Annotated in this window: 16 protein-coding genes; 12 read left to right on the forward strand and 4 right to left on the reverse strand. The window is 67.6% G+C overall.

The features are described 5' to 3' along the window. Window positions 1–99: 99 nt before the first annotated feature. From AB6A66_RS10795 to AB6A66_RS10820, 6 genes are all read left to right on the forward strand, one after another. The gene (locus AB6A66_RS10795; protein ID WP_371055888.1) at window positions 100–2,022 is read left to right on the forward strand and encodes a polysaccharide biosynthesis protein; all 1,923 of its coding nucleotides are present in this window, start codon (window positions 100–102) and stop codon (window positions 2,020–2,022) included. 348 nt (window positions 2,023–2,370) lie between these two features. After that, window positions 2,371–3,246 carry a flagellar motor protein MotB gene (locus tag AB6A66_RS10800; RefSeq protein ID WP_371055889.1) on the forward strand — a complete coding sequence of 292 codons (876 nt, stop codon included), beginning with the start codon at window positions 2,371–2,373 and terminating at the stop codon, window positions 3,244–3,246. Between the two features lie 77 nt (window positions 3,247–3,323). Further along, window positions 3,324–4,628: a flagellar hook protein FlgE gene (locus tag AB6A66_RS10805; protein WP_371055890.1), complete on the forward strand. Its 1,305-nt coding sequence runs from the start codon at window positions 3,324–3,326 to the stop codon at window positions 4,626–4,628. 30 nt (window positions 4,629–4,658) lie between these two features. Next, entirely contained in the window at window positions 4,659–6,101 is a 1,443-nt protein-coding gene (gene flgK, locus AB6A66_RS10810) for a flagellar hook-associated protein FlgK (RefSeq protein WP_371055891.1), read from the forward strand. A gap of 2 nt (window positions 6,102–6,103) precedes the next feature. Continuing rightward, window positions 6,104–7,108, forward strand: a complete 1,005-nt coding sequence (locus AB6A66_RS10815; RefSeq protein ID WP_371055892.1) for a flagellin — start codon at window positions 6,104–6,106, stop codon at window positions 7,106–7,108. Beyond that, window positions 7,108–8,217, forward strand: coding sequence for a flagellar basal body P-ring protein FlgI (locus AB6A66_RS10820; protein WP_371055893.1), 1,110 nt, complete (start codon window positions 7,108–7,110; stop codon window positions 8,215–8,217). The genes AB6A66_RS10815 and AB6A66_RS10820 overlap by 1 nt, the downstream gene beginning before the upstream one ends. 516 nt (window positions 8,218–8,733) lie before the next feature. Here the strand turns inward: AB6A66_RS10820 and fliP are convergent. The 4 genes from fliP to fliF are packed head-to-tail and all read right to left on the reverse strand — an operon-like array spanning window position 8,734 to window position 11,978. Further along, window positions 8,734–9,498, reverse strand: coding sequence for a flagellar type III secretion system pore protein FliP (gene fliP / locus AB6A66_RS10825; RefSeq protein ID WP_371055894.1), 765 nt, complete (start codon window positions 9,496–9,498; stop codon window positions 8,734–8,736). Continuing rightward, window positions 9,498–9,785, reverse strand: a complete 288-nt coding sequence (locus AB6A66_RS10830) for a FliM/FliN family flagellar motor switch protein (protein WP_371055895.1) — start codon at window positions 9,783–9,785, stop codon at window positions 9,498–9,500. The genes fliP and AB6A66_RS10830 overlap by 1 nt, the downstream gene beginning before the upstream one ends. Next, on the reverse strand, window positions 9,778–10,380 hold the full coding sequence (locus AB6A66_RS10835; protein WP_371055896.1) for an ABC transporter ATP-binding protein: 603 nt from the start codon (window positions 10,378–10,380) through the stop codon (window positions 9,778–9,780). Before AB6A66_RS10835 ends, AB6A66_RS10830 begins: the two co-directional genes overlap by 8 nt. Then, window positions 10,377–11,978 (reverse strand): flagellar basal-body MS-ring/collar protein FliF, encoded by a 1,602-nt coding sequence (gene fliF / locus AB6A66_RS10840; protein WP_371055897.1) that lies wholly within the window; start codon window positions 11,976–11,978, stop codon window positions 10,377–10,379. The genes AB6A66_RS10835 and fliF overlap by 4 nt, the downstream gene beginning before the upstream one ends. A 125-nt stretch (window positions 11,979–12,103) precedes the next feature. On the opposite strand from fliF, the gene fliL reads away from it, so the two are divergent. The 6 genes from fliL (at window position 12,104) to AB6A66_RS10870 (ending at window position 17,727) form a co-directional block, all read left to right on the forward strand. Next, entirely contained in the window at window positions 12,104–12,577 is a 474-nt protein-coding gene (gene fliL / locus AB6A66_RS10845; protein ID WP_371055898.1) for a flagellar basal body-associated protein FliL, read from the forward strand. A gap of 8 nt (window positions 12,578–12,585) precedes the next feature. Continuing rightward, a complete protein-coding gene (locus AB6A66_RS10850) occupies window positions 12,586–13,005 on the forward strand; it encodes a DUF6468 domain-containing protein (RefSeq protein WP_371055899.1) in 420 nt (139 codons plus the stop codon). After that, complete coding sequence (locus AB6A66_RS10855) at window positions 13,002–13,604, forward strand: MotE family protein (protein WP_371055900.1); 603 nt, start codon at window positions 13,002–13,004, stop codon at window positions 13,602–13,604. Before AB6A66_RS10850 ends, AB6A66_RS10855 begins: the two co-directional genes overlap by 4 nt. Window positions 13,605–13,674: 70 nt before the next feature. Further along, entirely contained in the window at window positions 13,675–14,544 is an 870-nt protein-coding gene (motA, locus tag AB6A66_RS10860) for a flagellar motor stator protein MotA (protein WP_371055901.1), read from the forward strand. A gap of 329 nt (window positions 14,545–14,873) precedes the next feature. After that, a complete protein-coding gene (locus tag AB6A66_RS10865) occupies window positions 14,874–16,919 on the forward strand; it encodes a hypothetical protein (RefSeq protein WP_371055902.1) in 2,046 nt (681 codons plus the stop codon). 130 nt (window positions 16,920–17,049) lie between these two features. After that, window positions 17,050–17,727 (forward strand): transglycosylase SLT domain-containing protein, encoded by a 678-nt coding sequence (locus AB6A66_RS10870; RefSeq protein WP_371055903.1) that lies wholly within the window; start codon window positions 17,050–17,052, stop codon window positions 17,725–17,727. Window positions 17,728–17,731 lie beyond the last annotated feature (4 nt).

A 17,731-nucleotide genomic window follows, 5' to 3' on the forward strand; every position in this document is an offset into this window, starting at 1 on the left:
GAGTATTTGTTTCACTTTCAGCGCATGACCGGATGATATGGTCGCCACATAGTGGTTTTCGGGTAGTGCATTGAAATAATTAGTCTTGAGGGTCAGTTCATGCTCTACCTGATGGTCTCGTCGCTGAGTCGATCGCAAAAAGGGCTGATTCTTCTCGCGCTCGATGCCTCATCTATTGTCGCTGCCTACTTTCTAGCTCTTGCTCTGGCGCACTCCGGGCTGCCGGAGGCGGCCAGGCCTCCGGCCGCACTGCCGGTGCTGGCGGTGATGGTCGCCCTTGGCGTCGCGCTCTCGCTGCATCTGGGTCTGCACAGGGTGAAGCTCAACGCCTACGAGTTGCAGCGCGTCCTCGGTACGGCGGGCGTCGGCGCCGCGATGGGCATGACGGGCGTCGCGGTCAACGTGGTTTCCGGTGGGACGATGCCGGCATCGGTCTTCGTGATATTCACGATGACGTTCGTGATCCTTTCAGGGTCGGCGCGGCTGCTGTTGCGAGAGATGACGCTCTGGATCTACCGGAGGGGGCAGCTGCGCAAGCGTGTGCTGATCTACGGCGCCGGCAAGACGGGCCAGCAGCTGGCCGCGGCGCTCGCCACGGACGACGCGCTGCTGCCGGTGGCGTTCCTCGACGACAATCCGACGCTGCAATCTCTGACCATCGCCGACCTGAAGGTGCACTCGCCGATCCGCCTCCCCGAACTCGTGCGGGAACGTCGGATCGACAGCGTGATCATCGCCATGCCCTCCGCTTCTCCGGCAACGCGGGCCCGCATCACGCGCCTGGTACGACGGCTTGGCTGCGAGGTGCATACGCTGCCATCCTTCGCGCAGCTCGTCCTCGGCCGCCCCGGAGGATCGAAGCTGACCGAGGCACAGCTTTACGGCCTTCTCGGCCGCGGCGGGATGGAGCCCAAGGTTCCCGGAATGGCGGAGGCCTACCGGGACCGCAGCATCCTCGTCACAGGCGCCGGCGGATCGATCGGGTCCGAGCTCTGCCGCCAGATCCTCTCCTACCGTCCACGTCGCCTCGTTCTTCTCGATCACGCCGAACTGCCGCTCTTCGACCTGGAGCGCGAGCTTTCGGAGCTGGACACGGACACCGAGATCTTGGCGGTGCTCGGATCGGTGTGCGTACGCGCGCTGGTGGATCGCGTGCTGTGCGAGACGGAAACCGATGTCGTACTGCATGCCGCGGCCTACAAGCATCTTGGCATGGTGGAAGAGAACGCGGTCGAAGGACTGCGCACGAATGTGCTGGGGACGAAGGTCGTCGCGGATGCCGCCCGCGACGCCGGGGTGGGCCGGTTCATACTGATCTCTTCGGACAAGGCCGTCCGGCCTGCCTCGGTGCTCGGCGCGTCCAAGCGTCTGGCCGAGATGATCGTGCAGGATCTCGCCACCCGCTCCACGACCACGCGGTTCTCCATGGTCCGCTTCGGCAATGTCATCGGCTCTTCCGGGTCGGTCATCCCGCTCTTCGAGGAGCAGATCGCCCGTGGAGGACCGGTGACGGTGACCCATCGCGACGTCACCCGCTACTTCATGACGGTGTCCGAGGCGGTGCACCTTGTCTTGCTGGCCGGCGCGCTCTCGCGTGGTGGCGATCTCTTCGCGCTCGACATGGGCGCACCGGTCTCGATCCTGCAGGTCGCGCGCCAGATGATAGAGGGCGCAGGCTACACCGTGCGCGATGCAGAGACCCCGCATGGCGACGTCGAGATAAGGTTCACCGGCCTGCGTCCCGGTGAAAAGATGCACGAAGAGTTGCTGACCGGGTCCGAGATGCTGACAACGCCGCATCCGAAGATATTGCGCACCCAGGAAGGCCACGTCTCCGAACTCGAGATGGCGAACGCGCTTCGTGACATCCGCGCCGCGGTAGAGGCGCAGGATGCAAAAGCAGCGCATGACGCCGCCATGCGCTGGGTGGGTGATCGCGGAGTACCGCCGCGCGGCACGGGGACGGCCGGGCTCGCCTCCTCTCTCGGGCCGTCAGCGTTGCCCGTGTCGCCTCACCGTTGAGCGTGGCAAGCCGGCGGGCGCCTCGAGGCCGCCTGGCGGTGTCGACCACGACATGGTCAACCCCGGTTTTCGGCGGATAGTGCGCGCGCGCCATCAAGATATCTGACAAACTGCATGAGTTCGGCGCGTGACATGTCGCGCATGCGAGTCACCCGATACGTAGCCATTGCTCGAGCCCGAGAGTTGCAGGCGAGCCCTAGGCCATCAGGCTCCGCCATGCCGTGCGCCCGAGTTTCGGAACACGCGAGGAGGACCTTGCCCGGCAAGACTGTCGCGAATTGCGCTTGTTAAGAAATGCGCAATCCGGCGCGTGCTACCGCGTTCCCCGGGGTGAGAAAGGTGGTGAGCATGGCGTCCGGCAGCAATGTCGCGCCAGTCATCGTCAAGCGTAAGAAGGTGGTGCGGTCCGATGGGCATCACGGCGGCGCGTGGAAGGTCGCCTATGCCGATTTCGTGACCGCCATGATGGCCTTCTTCATGCTGATGTGGCTGCTGAACGCGACGACAGAGAAGCAACGCAAGGGTCTTGCGGACTATTTCGATCCAACCATACCGATCGTGCGGCAATCGGGCGGCGGCAGCGGGCCCCTCGGCGGCGAGAGCGTTTTCGCGGAAGAGATCGTGCCGCGCATCGGCACGGGCGCGGCGTCGCGCGCACCGACCGAGGAGAACCGCGCCCGGGGCGATCGCGTGCCGGGAACGGCAGGCCCGAAGGAAAGCGGCGATGCGGCAGCCGAGGCAGAGGCGCTCGCGCGTCTGGACGCCGCATTGCGCGGAAACTCCGGCGAAAGCCATGCCGACGACCTGCTGCGCCAGCACGTGGTCACCCGAGTGACGGACGAGGGCCTCGTCGTGGAAATCTTCGCGCGGCCGGGCGCCCCGCTTTTCGAAGGGGATGCGGCGCCGACCCCACTGCTCGAGGCGTTGGCGGGCGTGATCGGACGCCTCTCGGGAATGGTGACGAATCAGGCCGCGGTCGAAGGTCACGTGCGCGCCAGCCCCATCGTGATGGCCCGGAATCCGGCCTGGGATCTTTCCGCCCGGCGGGCCGCCGCTCTGCGGACTTTGCTGGAGGAGGGGGGACTCTCGCCGGCGCGTGTCCGCCGGGTCACGGGCCACGCCGATCGCGCACCTGCCTTGCCGGAACAGCCGATGTCGGTGCGCAACGACAGGCTGGAAATCGTTTTCCTGCGCACAGGCCGTGTCAGATCCGGCGCTTTTTAGCCGTTAGCGGCGCCTTAAGGCGTTGGTCCTAGTTTTGGGGCGGGCAACGTCGTCGACGCAACAGAAGGGCCCCCGACATGACGATATCCTCGGCACTCAATTCAGGCGTTGCGGCGCTGGGCGCGAACGCGAGCCGCCTTGCCGGAATTTCCGACAACATCGCCAACGCCGGCACCTACGGCTACAAGCGTGTGCAGACCGACTTCCAGTCCATGGTGATCTCGACGACGGGTGGCGGGGGCTACGCCGCAGGCGGTGTTCGCTCGCTCAGCCAGCGACTCGTGGATCAGAACGGGGCGCTCGTGAACACCTCGAACCCGACCGATCTGGCCGTGCGGGGGCGCGGCTTCCTGCCCGTGGCCCGCGCCAACGAGGTGCAGGTGGGCAACGGGAATCCCCAGATGCTGCTCACGACCACCGGGTCCTTCCGGACTGATGCCGACGGTTACCTCGTCACCCAGGCGGGTCTTGCGCTCCTGGGCTGGCCGGCCCTGCCCGACGGCACCATGCCGGCCGTTCCGCGCGACACGGCCGACTCGCTGCGCCCCGTGCGTATCGACGCCAATGCCCTCTCGGGTCAGCCCACCACCCAGATGTCCCTTGGAATCAACCTGCCGGCGACCGCGACCGCAGCGGGCGCGACGGTGACGCCCGAAACGCTTTCGGTGGAGTATATCGACAATCTTGGCATTTCGGCCAATGTCGACATCACGTTCACCCCGACCGTGCCCGGCGCCGGGTATTCAAACGAGTGGCGCATGGTTCTGCGCGACTCTGCCTCCGGCGGCGCTGTCGTTGGCGACTATGTCCTCGCCTTCAACGACAGCCGGACCGCAGGTGGAACGCTGGCGGGCGTGACGACTTTCGCGGGTGGCGCTTACGATGCGGCCACGGGATCCGTGATCGTCGATGTCGATGGCGGACCCATAGAGATCAATATCGGCCAGCCCGGAAGCCGGGGCGGACTGACCCAGCTCTCCGACAAGTTCGCGCCGCTCTCGATTTCCAAGGATGGCTCGGCGGTGGGCAACATGACAGCGGTGGAGGTGGATGAGAACGGTTTCGTTCTCGCCGTGTTCGACACCGGGGTGACGCGGCGCATCTTCCAGATACCGCTCGTCGACATGCCGAACCCGAACGGCATGACCGGATTGGACCAGCAGACCTTCGTGCCCTCGCCGAAAAGCGGTCCGTTCTTCTTGTGGGATGCCGGCGACGGCCCCACCGGCAGCGTAGTCGCCTTCGCACAGGAGGAATCCGCGACCGACGTGGCCGGGGAACTGACCGACATGATCAAGACCCAGCGCGCATATTCCTCGAACGCCAAGGTGATTCAGACCGTCGACGAGATGCTTCAGGAAACCACCAACATCAAGCGCTGAGGCTGAACGCCCGCGCGGAAAGGACTTCGAATGAGCCTATCCGGCGCCCTCAACACTGCCCTGACCGGCCTTGGCGCGGCATCGCGTGCCGCCGGCGTGGTCTCGAACAACCTCGCCAACGCCCTGACCGAAGGCTACGGTCCTCGTGAAGTCGCGCTGTCGGCCCGGGCCGGGTCCGGTGGCGTCCGCATTGATGGTGTCATCCGCAACACGGACGATGCGCTGATCGGCGATCGCCGACAGGCTGCGGCCGCGCTCGGCGATGCCGGCGCGATGGCAAGGTTTCTTTCCGAGGTCGAGGCGGCGATTGGCCTACCAGGCGCGCCTGGGTCGCTTTCAAGCCGTCTCGCCGCCTTCGAGTCCGCGCTGGTCTACGCCTCTGCCCAGCCCGCCTCGAATGTCCGCCTTGATGGCGTTGCGGACTCGGCGCGGCGTCTTGCGGACGGCCTCGAAGCGGCGTCGGACAGGGTGCAGGACCTCCGGGGCCGTGCGGACGCGGCGATCGACCGGATGGTCGGCGAGCTTCGCCTCGGCCTCGACCAGGTCGCCGATCTGAACGGGCGGATCGCCACGGCGCGCGCGCGGGGCCAGGAAACGGCATCGCTTGTCGACCAGCGCCAGCAGGTACTCGACCGGATCGACGAGATCGTTCCGCTTCGCCAGATGCCGCGTCCCGGTGGCCAGATCGCGTTGGTCAGCACGGGCGGCGCCCTTCTTCTAGACGGTCGGCCTGCGCAGCTCGATTTCACCCCGACACGGGTGATCACGGCGGACATGCGTGTCGAGACCGGGTTGCTCGGGACGGCAACGCTGAACGGGCGCATGATCGACATGCGCGACGGGTCGCTCGCCGGCGGCGCCCTTTCGGGTGCAGCCGAGGTCCGCGACGAACTCGCCGTCAAGGCGCAGTCGGGTCTCGATGCGCTTGCCCTCGATCTTGTCGAGCGGTTCCAGAACCCGGCGGTCGATCTGACCCTTGCGCCCGGAGACGCGGGTCTTTTCACGGATGGTGGCCTTGCCTTCACAGTCGGGGCTGAGACGGGGCTTGCGGGCCGTATCGCCCTCAACCCGGACGCGGACCCGGCTCAGGGCGGCGAAAGCTGGCGGCTACGGGACGGTCTTTATGCCGCAACGCCCGGCCCGGTTGGCGACGGCACGCTGCTTGTCGCCATGACCTATGCCCTGGCAGAGCCGCGACCCGACGCCTCGGGTCATTTCGGGCCTGGCGCGCGTGCCGCCAAGGATATTGGGGCGGCATTGCTGTCCGACATCGGCATGCAGCGCCAAAACGCCGAGGCGCGGGAAAGTTTTGCCACGGCGCGCCTCTATGCCCTTACCGAGGCTGAACTCGCGCGCGGCGTAGATACCGACGCCGAATTGCAGCGGCTTCTTCTCGTGGAGCAGCTTTACAACGCGAACGCCCGCATGATCCGCGTGGTGGATGAAATGCTCGGGGCGCTGACAAGGCTATGACCATGACCGCACAATCCATTGGGGATCTGGCCCAGGCGTTCCTCCTGCGGCGGCAATCCGTCGAGGCGAAGCAATCGCTCGGGGATCAGGCGCGCGCGCTCACAACCGGGCGCGTCGCGGATCCTGGCGCACGTCTCAAGGGAGATTACGGTGCTCTGACGGTGCTGGAACGGAGGATCACCATCAGCGAGAGCTACCGTTTGGCCGGCGCCGAGGCGGCCACGCTGGCGCGCGGCCAGCAGGCGGCGCTGGGCGCGGTCGCAGAGGCGACGCGAGAGCTTGCCATCGGGCTTATCGAACATGCCTCGGGTACGCCTGCGCAAAATCCGCTGAGAGGTGCCGAGGCCGAGGCTGCTTTCGCAAGCGTGGTTTCGTCGCTCAACACCTCCGCCGGCGGGCGGAGCCTTTTTGCCGGCGTGGCAAGCGACGGTCCGGCGCTCGCCCCGGCCCAGGCGATGCTTGCGGATATTCGTGCAGCCGTGGCCGGCCTGACCGAACCGGGTGACGTCGTCGCGGCGGTGGAAGCCTGGTTCGAAGACCCGGCGGGCGGATTCGCCACCACAGGGTATCTGGGCGGCGATACGCCGCTCTCTCCGATCCTTGTCGACGAGGGTGAGCAACTGCAGCTTTCCACGCGCGCCGACGACCCCGCCCTCAAGGCTTTGCTCGCGGCGCTCGCGCTCGGAACGATCGCCGGGGACCCGAACGTAACGCTCTCCGATCCTGCGAGGGCGGCCGTTTTCCGATCCGCCGGTGACCGGATGCTTGCAGCCCAGGACGCTATCATCGCGTTGCGTGCGGGTGTGGGCCAGGTCGAAGCCCGGATCGAGAAGGCGGCGACGCGCCTTTCGGCGGAAAGCGCCGCCGCGGAAGTCGCCCGCGCGGAGCTTGTCGGCGTGGACCGCTTCGAGGCTGCAACTCGACTGAAGGACGCGGAACGACGTCTCGAGCTTGTCTATGAAGTTACCGCACGCTTGTCGCGTTTCAGCCTTCTGGACCGTCTGTGATGAAGTGCCTTCTGCGGCTTTCCAGCGTCCTTTTGACGATTCTGCTGCCGCTTTCGGTGGCAGCCGGTCCCGTGCGGATCAAGGATCTCGTCGAAGTCGACGGCGTGCGCGGGAACGACCTTCTGGGCTACGGGCTCGTGGTCGGGCTGAATGGCACGGGAGATGGGTTGCGTAACGCGCCATTCACCGAAGAGATCATGACCAACATCCTGGAACGTCTCGGCGTCAACGTGGCAGGAGAGGCATTTCGCCCGCGGAACGTGGCCGCCGTTCTCGTCACTGCCGAGCTTCCGCCCTTCGCGCGCGCCGGAAGCCGCATCGACGTCACGGTTTCGGCCATCGGCGACGCAGGCAGCCTGCTCGGCGGCACGCTCGTGATGACGCCGCTCAGCGCAGCGGACGGTGAGGTCTATGCCGTCGCGCAGGGGACCGTGCTCGCCGGGGGTGCCGCGGCGGAGGGCGACGCCGCGCGCGTTGTCGAGGGCGTGCCGACATCTGGGTCGATTCCCGCGGGTGCGCGTATCGAGCGTGAGGTCGCGTTCGACTTTTCAGGCCTTACCGCGCTCCGCCTGGCGTTAAGGGATCCGGACTTCACGACGGCCGCGCGCATCGAGGCGGCAATCAATCGGGAATTCGGGGGCGCTGTCGCGCTCATGCTGGATGCCGGTACGGTCCAGCTCGACATCCGCCGTACCGGGGCGCGCTCACCCGCGCACGCCATCGGTCGTGTCGAGGCGATCGCCGTCGAACCGGAGCGCCGCGCGCGCGTGGTCGTCGATCAGCGGTCCGGCACCATCGTGATGGGAGCGGATGTGCGGATCTCGCGTGTCGCGGTGGCGCAGGGCAACGTGACGCTCAGGATAGAAGAAGCGCCGCTCGCGGTTCAGCCGAACCCCTTCGCACCGGGCGAGACGGTCGTCGTGCCGCGCACCTTCGCCGATATCGAGGAAGAGCAGGGCAACGGCCTTGCGGAACTGCCTGAGGCCACAACGCTTTCCGAAGTAATCTCGGGCCTTAACGCGCTTGGCGTTACGCCTCGCGACATGATCGACATTCTCAAGACGATCAAGGCTGCGGGGGCGCTCCACGCGGAATTCGTCGTGCGCTGATGGGACCGTTGCGCTTGTTTTGCGGGAAGGCGGGACCCCTCGCCTCTCCCTTGCTCCGGGGCGGACCTATCTCAGGCCTTTCACGATGGGGATGGCGAGCGCGGTCGAGGTGTTGAGCGCGGCAGTGCGGAACGGCCGATTGAGCGACCCGGCGATCGAAGGCGGGACATCCGCCTATCGCTGGACGTCTAGGCCGTAGTATCGTTTGACAATGCAGGGATCTTCGACCCACGGGCGCTCCCTCCGCAGGCAGGGTGTTCTGACGGCCATTCAAGGTGCTGAAAATCGCCCCGTCCCGATCGGAGGCGGCAGGCCCTCAATGGAAACGCCTCGTCTGCCCACGCGCCAAGCCGAACAGACGTTTAAAAGACCAGACGCCTCCAGCTCGCAGCGTCCGCCCCTATCGCGGCTGCGTACCACAGCTACCTTTAGGCGCTGCACCCGAGGTCGGTCCGGAACGGCCCAGATCGCCGGAAAGCCCCGCCGCTTGAGCGCTCCATCCTCGGCGGGGCGCGTTCACATGTAGCTGCGGACGAGGCTTTCCGCGATCAGGGTCCAGCCATCGGCCAGAACGAAGAACGCAAGTTTGAACGGAAGGGCAACGATCGCCGGTGGGACCATCATCATGCCCATGGACATCAACACAGCCGCCACCACGAGGTCGATGATGAGGAATGGCAGGAAGATCAGGAAACCGATCTCGAAGGCCCTGGCGATCTCTGACAGCAGAAAGCTCGGGACGAGAACGGCGAGCGGCGTCTCCTCCACCGTGGCAGTGGGTGGATCGGGGCGAAGCGCAGCCATGGAGTCGAGTGTCGCCGGATCCACCCGGTTCGCCATGAATCCGCGAAACGGCTCCACGGCCGCGCCGAAGGCGGCCTCCAGGCCGAGGTCGCCATCGACGAATGGTTGGACGCCCGCCTCCCATGCCGCGCGAAACACCGGGTCCATCACGTACCAGGTCAGAAAAAGCGCCAGACTCACGAGCAGCATGTTGGGCGGAGATTGCTGAAGCCCGAGCCCCTGCCGCAGGATCGAGAGCACCGTGACGAGGAACGGAAAGCAGGTGATCGTGACCGCTATACCGGGAACGAGGCTCAGCACGGTGATCAGCAGGAGGAGCTGGACGCTTTGCGCAGCGAGCGACCCGTCCTCCCCCAGAGAAAACGAGATTTCCTGCGCATTCGCGGCGGCCGGGAGAAGAAGCGCAAGGCTGGCGAGCAGGGCGACACGGCCCGGTGCCCGCCGCGGCCCGTGCAGACGCCCCGGGCAGGCGCCCATCAGTCGAGACCGCCGGCAAGATCCGCCACCTCGGTCAGACGCACGGCAAGCTGGCCGGTCTGCTCACCCTCCATCTCCTCGAGTTCGCCACGCGCGATGAGCCGGTCGCCCACGTAAAGCTCCACCGGGTCTTCCACGCGACGATCGAGGGGCAAAACCGCGTTCTCGCCCATCCTCATGAGGTCGCGGATGAGCGGACGCGCGCGACCGACGGCGACGGTGATCTCGATAGGCACGGCGGTGAACATGCCACTGGCAGTTCCACCCATTTCCGTTTCGTCATCCATGGCGAAGTTCCCTTTCGGTTTCGTGACAGAACGCCGAGATCGCGCGGCGAATCTCGGAAAGGATGTCGTCGAGATCGACCTGCCGCTCGGAAGTGCCGAAGCGCAGCTGCGCCTGCCCCTCCCCGAGTGCGGGGTCGCCGATGACGCGGGCGGGAAAGCCCGCGCCCTCCACAAGCGGGCCAATCGTGTCGACCTGTCCGGGCGGGACATGCACCTCGACCTCCGCCTGGCCCAACTCGCGGGCCAGCGTCCCGAGTTCGGAGAGGACATGGGCCCCGAGCGCTTCGCGCATGAGCGACGGAAGCAGGCTGCCGACCATCCGCTCCAGCAAGGGTTCGATCGCCTTCACCATGTGCGCGTAGGCTTCGTTGTAGGTGAAGGAAAGATCCTGCAGCGCTCCGGCAAGTTCGGCCGAGAGGCGCGTTTCCTCCTTGTCGCGGGCGGCGACGGCATCGTCCCAGCCGGCCTTGTACCCTTCTTCGAAGGCTTCCAGGCGCAACGCTTCGAGCTGCTCGTCGGACAGGGGCGATGATTGGGCGGCCGTCGGCTGCGGCCGGGCACGTGCGAAATCCTCCAGAAGATGGGCAATGCTCATGGGGCGCGTCCCGGGCGATCCGCGAGCCAGCTATGCAACACCTGAGCTGCCTCCTCACGCCGCTGGCCGATCAGATCGCGCAGCCGCGCGACGGGATCCTCATGCGCGCCGTCACTGGTGTCATCCGCGGTAAGCGCGGGAAGTTCGGGCAATTCAGGCAACTCGAAGCCGTTCCCCATGGTGATCTCGCCATCGAGCGCTGCGGTGTCCTCCGCGCCATCACCGCCCGGCGCCGGCAGGGCCGGTGCCGTGTCACGGGCGCCGGCAAGCACCGGGCGCACGACGAACAGACCGAGGATGAGGGCGACCGCCGCCAGAACCGCGAGCTGTATCGCGCGCATCGCGTCGAGCCCGAGCCGGTCGGCCCAGGAGAGTGCCCCGGCCGTTCCGGCAGGCGAGGACGCCTCGAAAGGCATCGACCGCAAGGTGATCTGGTCGCCCCGCGTCTCGTCGAAGCCCACCGCCGCCGCAACCAGTTCGCGGAGCGCGTCAAGCTCCGCCTCGGGCAGCGGCGTGAAGACCTCGGCACCGTTTTCATCCTGCACCGTGGCGCCGTTCACCATGACCGCGACGCTGAGACGGCGGATCGCGCCGGGGGCGCGAAGCACCTCCCGCTCGGTTTCCGAAACCTCGTAGTTCACGCGCTCACGCGTTTCGCTTTCGCGCCGCGAGGATTGCTCGCCCTCCGCCGCGTCGCCGTCCGGCAGGTTCGAGGCGACCGTCACCCCGCCGCCGCCGGCTTCTTCGGCGTTCGTCGTGCGCTCTTCGGTTTCGGAGCTTATGGCGATCCGGCTTTCCGGATCGATGCGGCGCTCGCGAAGCGTCTCGCTTTCCGTGACGGTGTCGATCGCGACCTCCACCACAGCGTTGCCGCGACCCACCCGCGCCTCGACAAGGCGCTGCACGCGGTCCCGCAGCGCCGCCGCGCGATCGGGCGACCCGCCGGCTTGGCCCGTGGGTGTCTCGGAAGAGGAGACGAGACCGCCGGTGGAATCGATGACCGACACATCCTCTGGCGCGAGGCCGGGCACGGCCGACGCCACGAGATGGCTGAGCGCGCGCGCCTGTTCGGGGCCGATGACGCCGGACGACGCGGCCACGGCGACCGACGCGGTGGGCCGGACGTCGCGTCGGAAGGGATCGGCTGCGGTATTGGCGATGTGCACGCGCGCCGAGGCGATATCCCTGCTGGAAAGGATCGTTCGGGCGAGTTCGCCTTCTTTCGCGCGCCAATAGGCGGCGTCGAACATCTGGCTTGTCGTGCCGAAGCCCGATAGCGAATCGAGCAGCTCGTAGCCCTTGGTGGAATTGGCCGGAAGCCCCTCGCTCGCCAGCGTCAGGCGCAGTTCGTCGCGCTGCGGCTCCGCCACGAAGATCGAACCGCCGCGCACCTCGTAAGGCACGCCACGGGCTTCGAGCGCGCGCACGACCTCTCCTGCGGGACCGTTTTCAAGCCCGGCATAAAGCAGCGCCATGCCCGGCGTCGCGGCAACCCGGGCGAGGGCGAGCACCGACAGGAACATGGCGATGGTCGCCCCGGCGACAAGCAGACGACGGCTCGGGCTGAGCGCATTCCACAGTGAGAGAATCTGCTGCAAGGCGACACTCCTTCGAACCGGGCCTTCTGCCGCGGCGTCGGGGCGGACCTTGGCCGATCTCGCTTAACAATCGGTTAGTTCTCAACGGGCTATAGACACCGCGATGACATGGATCGGATCGGCACATGACGGAAGATTCTGAGACGCAGGACAGCCCCTCCGGACGTGGAAAGCTGCCACTGCTCCTTGGCGTGGCGCTCGCGCTTGCCGGTGCGGGCGCGGGATTTTTCGCCGTGCGGGAAGGTCTGATCCCGCTGCCGTCGGACGAGGGTGGCGCGCCGCGATCCGAGTCGATGGCGGACCTTGCCTTCGTGCCTCTCGATCCCGTCGTGATCGCGCTCGACTCCGGGTCCCGGCGCCAGCACCTGCGCTTTCGCGCCGAACTCGAGGTGCCGCCCCCCCACCAAAAGGAGGTCGAGTCGCTTCGCCCGCGGGTGGTCGACGCGCTGCACAGCTATCTTCGCGCGCTCGATCCCGCCGAGATCGAGGCGCCCGGCGCGCTTGAACGGCTTCGGGCGCAAATGCTCCGCCGCGTACAGATCATCACCGGCGGGGACCGGGTCGCCGACCTTCTGGTGATGGAATTCGTGCTGAACTGAGGACGCCCATGGAACTGATCGCCGACATCCTCCTCGTCGCAGGCGCGCTGGGCGCCGCCTTCTACTGCTCCGTCCTCGCCCGGCGGCTTTCCCGCTTCAACGACCTGGAGGGGGGGATGGGCGGTGCCGTGGCCGTCCTGTCGAAGCAGGTGGACGACATGACGCGCGCCCTCGACGCCGCGAAGGAGACGGCCGGGCACTCTGCCGAATCGCTCAATGCGCTCACCGAGCGCGCCGAGTCCGTCGCCAAGCGGCTGGAGCTCCTCGTCGCGTCGATGCATGACCTCCCTTCGGGCGACCCCGGCGCAGAGGGTGAGAGTTCGGAGCCGGCGCCGGCGCAGCCCGAAGCGGCGGCGCCTCCGGCCGAAGCGCGAAAGCGATCCACGGTGCCCTTCTTCATGCGCCGCCCGGACGGAGACGCCCAATGAGTCGGCCCCGCGCCACCCGGGCCGCGTTTCGGCGACGCGGGCGGGGAACGCTTCTGACCATCATCATGCTGCTCGTCGGCTCGGCGGTTCTCCGGATCGGGCTGGAGGCGAACGCGGCGCTTGCGCAGTCCACCGAGCCGGAAGACCCCGGCCCGCAGACCGAGGCTGCCGCCGGCGCCTGCTCGGACATGGGTGACTTCGACGCGCTGATCGCCGCGCTTCAGGCGCGGGAAGCGCGCGTGGCGTCGCGCGAGGCCGAGATTGAAGACCGCATGCAGGCGCTATCGGTCGCCGATGCGGCGATCGAGCGGCGCCTTGAGGAGCTTGCCAGCGCCGAGGAGTCGCTGCGCGACACGATCACGATCGTGGAAACGGCGGCGGAGGACGATCTCGACCGGCTGACGGCGGTCTACGAAAACATGAAGCCCGCAGAGGCCGCCGCCCTGTTCGAGACGATGGATGCCGCCTTCGCCGCGGGCTTTCTGGGCCGCATGCGCCCCGAGGCGGCCGCCGGGATAATGGCGGGGCTGCGTCCGGAAACGGCCTACACGATGAGCGTCATGCTCGCCGGGCGCAACGCAGGCGCACCCCGGCAATGAGCGCGCGAAGACGATATCTTAATCCCGCTCGCCCAAGCTGGCAGCGTCATCAGGGGGCGAGGCGCACCGCATGATCGGGCTGGCTGGAATCGCGATCGTTCTCGTCATGGTTTTCGGCGGGTACCTCCTCGCCGGGGGCAAGGTGGCGATCATCCTTCAGGCGCTGCCTTACGAGCTCATGATGATCCTCGGGGCCGCCATCGGCGCATTCCTCATCGCCAACGGGATGCCGACGATCCGGCAGACCCTCCGCTCCGTCCCGGCCGTATTCAGGGGGCCGCGCTGGCAGCCCGAGGATTACCGCGATCTGCTCTGCCTGCTTTTCGAGTTGATCCGCCTTGCCAGGCAGAACCCGGTCGCGATCGAGGAACATATCGAGGCGCCCGGCGAATCCGCCATCTTCGCCCGCTACCCGCGGATCCTCGCCGACGAGGAGGCGGTGAACCTCATTTGCGACACGATGCGCGCCGCCTCGATGACCTACGACGACCCGCACCAGGTCGAGGAGATCCTCGAAAAGCGGATGGAGCGCAGTCTGCACCATGCGCTGCACCCCAGCCATGCCCTGCAATCGACGGCGGATGCGCTGCCTGCCCTCGGCATCGTCGCCGCCGTGCTCGGTGTGATCAAGACCATGGCCTCCATCGACCAGCCGCCCGAGGTGCTGGGCAAACTGATCGCCGGCGCGCTTGTCGGAACCTTCCTCGGCGTGTTTCTCGCCTACGGGTTCGTCGGCCCTGCCGCGGCGCGCCTGCGCACCGTGGTCGAGGAGGACGCGCATTTCTACCAGCTCATTCGGGAGGTTCTGGTGGCCAATCTGCACAACCATGCCACGAACATCTGCATCGAGGTCGGTCGACAGAACACGCCGGCGGACTTCCGTCCCAGTTTCTCCGAACTCGAAGAGCGGCTCAAGGCCGTGAAGCAGGCGGCGGCATGACCCGCGGGCTTCTTCTCTCGATCGCCGTCGCCGCCCTGTCCGCAACACCCGTCCACGCACAGACGATCGGGGTGCGCACGGGAGAGCACGAGGGCTTCACCCGGGTCGCGCTTGATCTTCCGGAACCAATCGACTGGACGCTCCAGACCGTGCCCGGCGCCGCAGTGCTCAGCTTTGCCCAGGCGGATGTCGAGTTCGGGCTGGCGGGCGCTTTCCGGAGGATATCGCGTGCCCGTCTCGCATCGCTCACACCTGATGCGGACCCGGGAACGCTGCGCCTCGGTCTTGCCTGCGCGTGCCGGATCTCGACGCATCTGAACGGCCCCCGCATGCTGGTGATCGACATCGCGGATCCGCCGTCATCCGCCGCGACGGAGAAGGCGGTACGGCCGTCCGGACGCCCTTGGGCGCTGCCGCTCTTTCCGGAAAGGAGCGAAGTGCGCACCGCGTCATTCGGGACCGCGGTTCTGGCACCGCTCCCCGAGAGGCTGTCCCCATCGAAACTCTTCGACGAACCTGTCGGCCCGCGTATCGCAACGGACGGAGAGGTCGGCGAGCGAACCGGTGGTTCTGTGGTTCAGGAAACATCGCTTCGGGAGGCAGAGGCCCGTCTTGCCGAGCAATTCGCGCGCGCGGTGTCCCAGGGACTGCTGGCGACCCGGCGGGGGCCCATTCCATCGGAGCCCGGATCGGGCGGCGAGACCCGTGCCGACGATGCGGATCTTGCTGGCCCAAAGGACGCCTCGGCCGGCAGGCCTGAACAAGAGACCGAAACCATGACGCGCGATGCCCCGCTTCGCGCCATAACGGCGCTCGATGCGGTCCAGATTCGCCCGGGCATGCGTCAGCAACCGGAGGCGGGAACCTGTCTTCCCGCGCCGACCCTGGACGTGGCCAGCTGGGGCAACGACGAGCCGTTCCCGCACCAGCTCGCCCGGGCGCGAGACCGCATCGCCAGCTACGAAAGAACGCCAAGCACCGAGTCGGTCATCGCTCTTGCGAGACTCTATCTTCACTTCGGTTTCGGCGCGGAGGCGCGGGCGACCCTGCGCCTGGCGCAGATCGAGGATGAAACCCGCGCGCCCCTCCTCGCCCTCGCGGCCGTCATGGATGGCGACGCCGCACCAATGGATCCGCTTCCGGCCCAGGCCCGGTGTCCGGATCCCGGCCCGCTGTGGGCGCTTCTGGCAACCTCTCCGGAGCCGCGCGTTTCACCCGAGATGGCGGAAGCCGTCCGGCGCAGCTTCGTGGCGCTTCCGCAGCATCTTCGCCGGCATCTGGGCCCGCGGCTCGTCGACAAGCTTCGCGAGGGCGGTCGGCCCGACGCGGCGCATGCCTTGCTGCGCGCCCTCGACCGGCTCGATGGCTTCTTCGATGGCGCGGGCGCACTTGCCGCCGCGCAACTGTCGGCCGAGCGTGGCGACATCCGCGATGCGGAAGCGCGCCTGGCCGCCATCATCGCGCGGGACGGGTCCGACGCTCCCGAAGCGTTGGCAACATTGGTGCGCGGGCGCGCCGAAAGGGGAGAGCCCATCGCGCCCGAGATGGCCGAGCGCGCCGCGATCTACGCACATGAAGCGCGTGGCACCGCGGCGGAGAAGGATATCGCACGCGCGCACGTGATGGCGCTTTCCGCTTCCGGAGCACACCGGGCCGCCATCGACGAACTGGTCGAAACGGGTTGGCCGGGCCGCGATCCGGCCGCCGCCACGGTGCTTGGGCGGCTGGCCTCCGACGCGCCCGACGCGGTCTTTGTTTCCGGGTCGCTCAGGCTCGCGGCGGCCACCGCCGCGGATCTGCCTCCCGCGATCGGAACGGCAGTCGGCCGACGCCTTCTCGACCTGGGCTTTCCCGAAACCGCCGAACCCTATCTTTCAGCCGGGATGAACGATGCCCCGGTGACCGCCCGTTCCGAAAGGGCGATCGAAAGGGCGCGGCTGGCGCTGGCCACCGGCCGTCCGCGGCGGGCCGAAGCGGAGCTTCTTGGCGTCGACGGGGCAGCGGCAGATGCGCTCCGCGCCGAGGCGCGCCTCAAGACCGGCGACCGCGATGCGGCCGTCGAGGCCTTTCTCGCATCCGACCGTCCCGCCGATGCCGAGCGCGCCGCATGGCTTGCCGGTGATTGGGACAGGCTTGCGGACGGGAACGACCCGATCCTGGCGCGGGCCGCGCAAATTCTCGCTGAAGTGCAGGCGACGCCGGCGGAACTCGAGGGCCCGGAGCCATCCTCGGACGACCCCGAGGCGCCTGGCGACGAGGCTGCCGGGGAAATCACCCTTTCCGCGTCGCGCGCGACGCTCGGGCGATCCGAGGAGGCGCGCGCGATCCTCGAAGACCTGCTCGCCCGTTTCGCAGCCGAGGAAGCGCCTCGGTAGGCCGCGTGATTACCGAATCTCAACGGACAGGCGGCTAGATCGAGGCCACCGCTGCAGAATGCGCCGGAGTGCCGAATTGACCCAGACGTCGCAAGTGTACCGCTCTTTCCTCTCGGCACGGCGCGTGTCTGTGACGCTCGCCCTTTTCCTCGCGACCACGCTGGCCGCCGGGGCCGATGCCGCCGGAACGGCCGAACTCTGCGACAGCGCCGCCGTCCGCGCCGCTGCCGAAACGGGCGTTCCGGCGGAGGTGCTGCTTGCCATCACCCGAACGGAAACAGGCCGCTCGAAGGCCGGATCTGTCAGACCCTGGCCCTGGACGGTCAACATGGAAGGTGCCGGACACTGGTTCGACTCGCGCAAGGCCGCGCTCGGCTACGCCGCACGCCACCATGCGCGTGGCGCGCGCAGTTTCGACGTGGGCTGCTTCCAGCTGAACTATCGGTGGCACGGCCACGCCTTCACCTCGATCGACCAGATGTTCGAGCCTCTGGCCGGGGCGCGATACGCCGCGCGTTTCCTTTCCGAGCTCAAAACGGAAACGGGCGACTGGCTCGCCGCCGCTGCGGCCTACCATTCGCGCACCCCGGCCCTGGCCGCGCGTTACCGCGCACGCTTCGTGCGTCACCTCGATGCGCTGCGCGATGGATCGGCCGTCGACCATGCCGGCGATGCGCGGCAATCCGATACGGCGGGGCCCAGGGAAAACGGCTTCCCGCTGCTGCGCCCGGGACCCCGCGGACCGCTCGGGTCCCTGGTGCCGGCACTCGTCGCGGGGCCGCCTCTCCTCGCTTGGCCGGGAGGGTGAGAGG

Origin of the sequence: Rhodosalinus sp. K401, from assembly GCF_041365735.1 — a bacterium.
Classification (GTDB): domain Bacteria; phylum Pseudomonadota; class Alphaproteobacteria; order Rhodobacterales; family Rhodobacteraceae; genus Rhodosalinus.